We start from the raw sequence: 6,113 nt of genomic DNA, 5'->3' as shown, positions 1-6,113 counted from the left end.
GGGCCTGCTAAAAATATAGTGCCTTGATCTTTTACAATAATGCTTTCATCGGCCATTGCAGGTACGTACGCACCACCTGCGGTACATAATCCCATTACCACGGCAATTTGTGGAATGCCTTTGCCCGACATACGGGCTTGGTTGTAAAAAATACGACCAAAATGCAACTTATCTGGAAATACATCGTCTTGCTCTGGCAGATTTGCACCGCCAGAATCCACCAAATAAATACACGGTAAGTGGCAGCGCTCTGCGATGTCTTGTGCGCGTAAATGCTTTTTAACAGTAAGCGGAAAATATGTACCGCCTTTAACCGTGGCATCGTTTGCAATAATCATGCATTCAATGCCTTTAACACGGCCAATACCGGCTACAACGCCTGCACAAGGTATTGCTTGTTCGTAAACACCAAAGGCAGCAAATTGTGAAATTTCTAAAAACGGTGAGCCTTCGTCAATTAATGTACTTATGCGGTCGCGTACAAATAATTTACCACGGCCTTCGTGGCGCTCCTTTAAAGCAGCGCCTCCGCCTTGGCTAATTGTTGCTACTTTATCGCGTAAATCATCTACCAGCGCTGACATATTTTTATGGTTTTGCACAAACGTTAGATCGTGAGGATTAACGCTCGATTTTAAAATCGTCATGGTTTAATCCTTAACGGCTTTCTGTGAAAAGTTCGCGGCCAATAAGCATGCGGCGTATTTCTGATGTACCTGCACCAATTTCGTATAATTTAGCGTCGCGCAGCAGGCGGCCTGTTGCGTATTCGTTTATGTAGCCATTGCCGCCTAAAATTTGGATTGCATCTAGGGCCATTTTAGTTGCAAGCTCTGCTGCGTATAAAATTGCACCGGCTGCATCTTTACGGGTTGTTTCACCACGGTCACAAGAGCGAGCTACCGTGTACACATATGAGCGGGCTGCATTCATTTGTGTATACATGTCGGCTACTTTGCCCTGAATTAACTGAAATTGACCAATAGGGGTGTCAAACTGTTTACGCTCATGAATGTACGGTACCACTATGTCCATACACGCTTGCATTATGCCAAGCGGGCCTGCTGCAAGTACTACGCGTTCGTAATCAAGGCCACTCATAAGTACTTTAACGCCTTCGTTTAAGTTACCTAAAATGTTTTCCTCGGGTACTTCGCAGTTTTCAAATACTAGCTCACAGGTATTTGAGCCGCGCATACCCAGTTTGTCGAGCTTTTGTGCTGTTGAAAAACCAGGAAAGTCACTTTCAACAATAAATGCGGTAATGCCTTTAGCGCCAGCGTTTAAATCTGTTTTAGCGTAAATAACGAGTGTGTGTGCGTCTGGGCCATTGGTGATCCACATTTTATTACCGTTTAAAATGTACTTATCGCCTTTTTTTTCGGCTTTGAGTTTCATCGATACTACGTCAGAGCCCGCGTTAGGCTCGCTCATTGCAAGGGCACCAATGTGCTCGCCACTAATAAGCTTTGGTAAGTATTTTTCTTTTTGAGCTTGTGTGCCGTTACGGTTAATTTGATTAACACACAGATTTGAATGCGCACCATAGCTTAAACCTATAGAGGCACTGGCACGGCTTATTTCTTCCATAGCAATAACATGTTCTAAGTAACCTAAACCGGCGCCGCCAAGTTCTTCAGATACGGTCATACCTAGTACGCCCATTTCGCCCATTTGAGTCCAAAGTTGATTTGGAAAAGCGTTATCTAAGTCCGTTTTTTCAGCAAGCGGGGCAATCTCCTGACTCGCAAAACTGTTTACGTGGTCGCGGATCATATCGGCGGTTTCGCCAAGGCCAAAGTTCATTTCTTTATATAGTGAAATAGTGCTCATGATTCATTCCTGTGTGACGTGTGTGTTGTCAGTGTGTTTTTATTTTAAAAATAAACTTACTCGTCTATTTTATTAAGCGTGTCTCTGCAGCGGCGCTCGGCCGTCACCAACTCCATAAGAACAACTTTAATGTCGTCCATTTGTTGAGATAGATCTGCTTTTTTTTCTGATATAAGGTCAAGCATAGTAACCAACTGCTTAGCGCTTGATTTATCTGCGTCGTACAGTTCAAACAAACGTCCGGTTTCAGCCAATGTAAAGCCAAGGCGCTTACCACGTAATATTAGTTTTAAACGCACTTTATCGCGTTTTGAATAAATACGGGTTTGACCATTACGCTCTGGAGTTATTAACCCTTGGTCTTCGTAAAAGCGAATAGAGCGGGTTGTAATGTCAAATTCTTTAGCGAGTTCGCTAATGCTAAATGTTTGTTCATTACTGGCCGGCATTTTGGCTGAGCTTGCAAAGTTTGTTTGATTATCTGGTTTCATAATTGTATTTACCTCATTCGAATAACCCCAATATAAGTGAAGTTTACGTAAAGGTAAAGCTTGGTGTGATTTGAAACTATTTATAAAGGAATGTTTAAGTGAAGTATTGATTTATATTATTAATATTCAATGGGTTATTTTTATTTCATCAGTGTAGTCTAACCGATGGAAAATAATCCTTACACTTATAAAACTAAAAATTAAGCTGTTTTTAGTTGACGTTGGCGTAAACGTTAGTATTGTGTAAGGGTATTAAATAATAAATGAATACTAAATTAATAGAGCAAATATACTAACAACTATTTGCATATAAATACAATGGAGTTAGTTATGACTTTAGAATCAGTGGTAATTGTAGCAGCAAAACGCACCCCAATGGGTGGTTTTATGGGAGCGTTAAGTGATGCGCAGTCTACCGAGCTTGGCGCTACCGCCATTGCAAGTGTACTCACACAAACTGGTTTAGCTAATGATGCAATAGACGAAGTAATTATGGGCTGTGTATTACCAGCAGGCCTTGGACAAGCACCCGCACGCCAAGCAATGTTAAAAGCAGGCCTTGCACTTAGCACTGGCGCTACAACAATTAACAAAGTATGTGGCTCTGGTTTAAAAGCGGCCATGCTTGCAAACGATTTAATTAAAGCCGGCTCTATTCAATCTGCTATTGCCGGTGGCATGGAGAGCATGACAAACGCACCGTACTTCATACCAAAAGCGCGTGGCGGTATGCGCATGGGACATGGCGAAATAAAAGATCACATGATGAGCGATGGCCTTGAAGATGCTTACGACAACAAAGCTATGGGTTGTTTTGCACAAGACACCGCCGACGAATACGGCATTGGCCGCGAGCAAATGGATGCGTTTGCATTAGGCTCATTAAGTAAAGCAAAAGCAGCAATACAAAATGGTAGCTTTGATAACGAAGTTGCACCGCACACGATGCAAACACGCAAAGGCGATGTAACAGTATCGATTGATGAGCAACCAGGTAACGCCCGCCCAGAAAAAATTCCTACCTTACGTGCAGCTTTTAAAAAAGACGGCACTATTACAGCGGCTAATTCATCGTCAATTTCAGACGGTGGCGCAGCGCTTATATTAATGAGCGAATCAAAAGCAAAAGAGCAGGGCTTAACACCGCTTTGTAAAATTGTGGCGCACAGCACGCATTCTCAAAAACCAAGTGAATTTACAGTAGCGCCAGTAGGGGCTATGAACAGCGTGCTTGAAAAAGCAGGTTGGGCTGTAAACGATGTTGACCTTTGGGAAATTAACGAAGCATTTGCCATGGTAACCATGCTGGCTATTAACGAGTTAAAACTTGATGAAAGCAAAGTAAACGTTAACGGCGGTGCATGTGCACTTGGCCACCCAATTGGTGCAAGCGGCGCGCGTATTTTAGTAACGCTTATTCATGCCCTTAAAAACCGAGGCCTTAAAAAAGGCATTGCGTCTTTATGTATTGGTGGCGGTGAAGCGGTTGCTATGGCCGTAGAAGCGTATTAACTAGGTATTTAATAGTTATAAGAAAGCTGTACGAATAACTATAAAAGCGCTGCACTAATAATACAAACAAAGCGGCGCTACCAATTTTAAAAGAGAACACACAACTCACACACTAGGATTTAATCATGCACCAAGTACCACTACTTATTAATGGCGAATTTATTCAATCAGCATCAAAAGAGCTTATCGATGTTATAAACCCAGCAACTCAAGAAGTACTTGCACAAGTGCCATGTACCACAGAATCAGAAATGGACGCGGCAATTGCCTCAGCTTCTGAGGCGTTTAAAACATGGAAAGACGTACCTATTACTGAACGTGCTCGCATTATGATGAAGTACGCTGCGCTATTAAAAGAACACCACGATGAGCTTGCTACCATTATTTGCCACGAATTGGGTAAAACATTTGAAGATGCAAAAGGCGATGTTTGGCGCGGTATTGAAGTAGTAGAACAAGCAGCAAACGCACCATCATTAATGATGGGTGAAACAATGGAAAACGTAGCGCGTAAAATCGATACGTATTCTTACATGCAGCCACTTGGCGTGTGTGCAGGCGTAACCCCGTTTAACTTCCCTGCAATGATCCCACTTTGGATGTTCCCGCTGGCCATTGTGTGTGGTAACACCTTTATTTTAAAACCGTCTGAGCAAGATCCACTTACACCAATGCGCTTAGCAGAGCTATTTATTGAAGCCGGCGCACCAAAAGGTGTATTACAAGTTGTTCACGGTACAAAACCACAAGTAGACCGCCTACTAGAAGATAAAGCAGTGCGCGCTATTTCGTTTGTTGGCTCGTGTGGTGTAGGTGCTTATATTTATTCTAAAGGCACGCAAAACCTTAAACGTGTGCAAGCCTGTGTTGGCGCTAAAAACCACATGGTTATTATGCCTGATGCAAGTAAATCGCACGTTGTAAACAACCTAGTAGGCGCATCTGTCGGTGCTGCTGGCCAGCGCTGTATGGGTATTTCTGTTGCTGTATTTGTAGGTCAAGCAAGTCAGTGGGTAGATGAAATTAAAGCAGGCTTTGAAAATGTACGCCCAGGCGTGTGGGATGATGCAAACGCGGCATACGGTCCACAAACATCAAAAGCGGCAAAGGCACGTATTTTATCACTCATTGCTGGTGGTAAAGAGCAAGGCGCTACCTGTTTAATTGATGGTTCTGACTTTACGGTTGAAGGGTATGAGCAAGGTAACTGGGTTGGCCCAACGTTATTTACCGATGTAACCAAAGAGATGGATTTATACAAAGAAGAAATATTTGGTCCAGTACTAGCGTGTATGTTTGTAGACACGCTTGATGAAGCAATCGCCCTTATTAACGACAGCCCTTACGGTAACGGTACCTCGTTATTCACGTCAAGCGGCGCAGTGGCTCGTAAATTCCAACACGAAATTGAAGTAGGCCAAGTAGGTATTAATGTGCCAATTCCGGTGCCACTTCCGTTCTTTTCGTTCACTGGTTGGAAAGGCTCGTTTTACGGCGATACTCACACGTACGGTAAGCAAGGTATTCGCTTTTACACAGAAACTAAAACAATTACATCACGTTGGTTTGAAGACGACATTGCGTCGGGCCCAAACATGAGTATTAACTTAAAGTAATCGTAATTAAAAAATCAGTAAATAAAAGAATAATTAATAAAAAAGATGGGCGCGAAGGCTACTTCACACACAACACACACATAAGCCTTCGCCGCTCGTCACAAACTATCCCTGTGACGGGAAACACTAACAACACAACTAACATAACTTACACAATTAAAGAGGTCTAACATGGACTTTAACTTATCTGAAGATCAACAAGCCTTTACACAAACTGCACGCCAATTTGCCGAGTCAGAACTTGCGCCCCATGCAGCAAAATGGGACCGCGAGCATATTTTTCCAAAAGATACGATTAAAGCAGCAGGCGAGCTTGGTTTTTGTGGTTTATACACGCCAGAGGAAGCCGGCGGCCTTGGTTTATCTCGTTTAGATTCGAGCATTATTTTTGAACAACTTGCTATGGGCTGTACCGCAACAACGGCCATGTTGACCATTCATAATATGGCCACCTGGATGGTAGCAAGTTTTGGTACCGATGCCGTAAAAGACAAATACGTAGAGCAATTAGTAATGGGCGAGCTACTTGCCTCTTACTGTTTAACAGAGCCAGGCTCGGGCTCAGATGCCGCATCACTTAAAACAAAAGCCGTGCTTGAAGGTGATGAGTACGTTATTAACGGCTCAAAAATGTTTATATCGGGCGCGGGCGAAACCGAAG

General features: G+C 43.1%; 6 protein-coding genes. 3 read left to right on the top strand and 3 right to left on the bottom strand.

The window, feature by feature from the left end:
- The 3 genes from L652_RS0120145 to L652_RS0120135 all read right to left on the bottom strand — a co-directional run.
- The coding region (locus L652_RS0120145) for a carboxyl transferase domain-containing protein (protein WP_024603616.1) at positions 1-647 on the bottom strand (647 nt) is incomplete at its 3' end.
- A gap of 10 nt (positions 648-657) precedes the next feature.
- Entirely contained in the window at positions 658-1,833 is a 1,176-nt protein-coding gene (locus L652_RS0120140) for an isovaleryl-CoA dehydrogenase (protein ID WP_024595698.1), read from the bottom strand.
- A gap of 56 nt (positions 1,834-1,889) precedes the next feature.
- Positions 1,890-2,324: a MerR family DNA-binding transcriptional regulator gene (locus L652_RS0120135; protein WP_008135264.1), complete on the bottom strand. Its 435-nt coding sequence runs from the start codon at positions 2,322-2,324 to the stop codon at positions 1,890-1,892.
- A 330-nt stretch (positions 2,325-2,654) separates the two neighbouring features.
- Between L652_RS0120135 and L652_RS0120130 the strand changes: the two genes are divergently transcribed.
- From L652_RS0120130 to L652_RS0120120, 3 genes are all read left to right on the top strand, one after another.
- A complete protein-coding gene (locus L652_RS0120130) occupies positions 2,655-3,836 on the top strand; it encodes an acetyl-CoA C-acyltransferase (protein WP_024595699.1) in 1,182 nt (393 codons plus the stop codon).
- 125 nt (positions 3,837-3,961) lie between these two features.
- The gene (locus L652_RS0120125; RefSeq protein ID WP_024595700.1) at positions 3,962-5,452 is read left to right on the top strand and encodes a CoA-acylating methylmalonate-semialdehyde dehydrogenase; all 1,491 of its coding nucleotides are present in this window, start codon (positions 3,962-3,964) and stop codon (positions 5,450-5,452) included.
- A 171-nt stretch (positions 5,453-5,623) separates the two neighbouring features.
- Positions 5,624-6,113: acyl-CoA dehydrogenase family protein (locus L652_RS0120120; protein ID WP_024603615.1), on the top strand; the 490-nt coding region annotated here is incomplete at its 3' end.

Origin of the sequence: Pseudoalteromonas sp. TB25, assembly GCF_000497995.1 — a bacterium.
Lineage (GTDB): Bacteria > Pseudomonadota > Gammaproteobacteria > Enterobacterales > Alteromonadaceae > Pseudoalteromonas > Pseudoalteromonas distincta.
The sequence above is the reverse complement of the archived record's forward strand: the minus strand, read 5'-3'. Positions and strand labels throughout refer to the sequence as shown.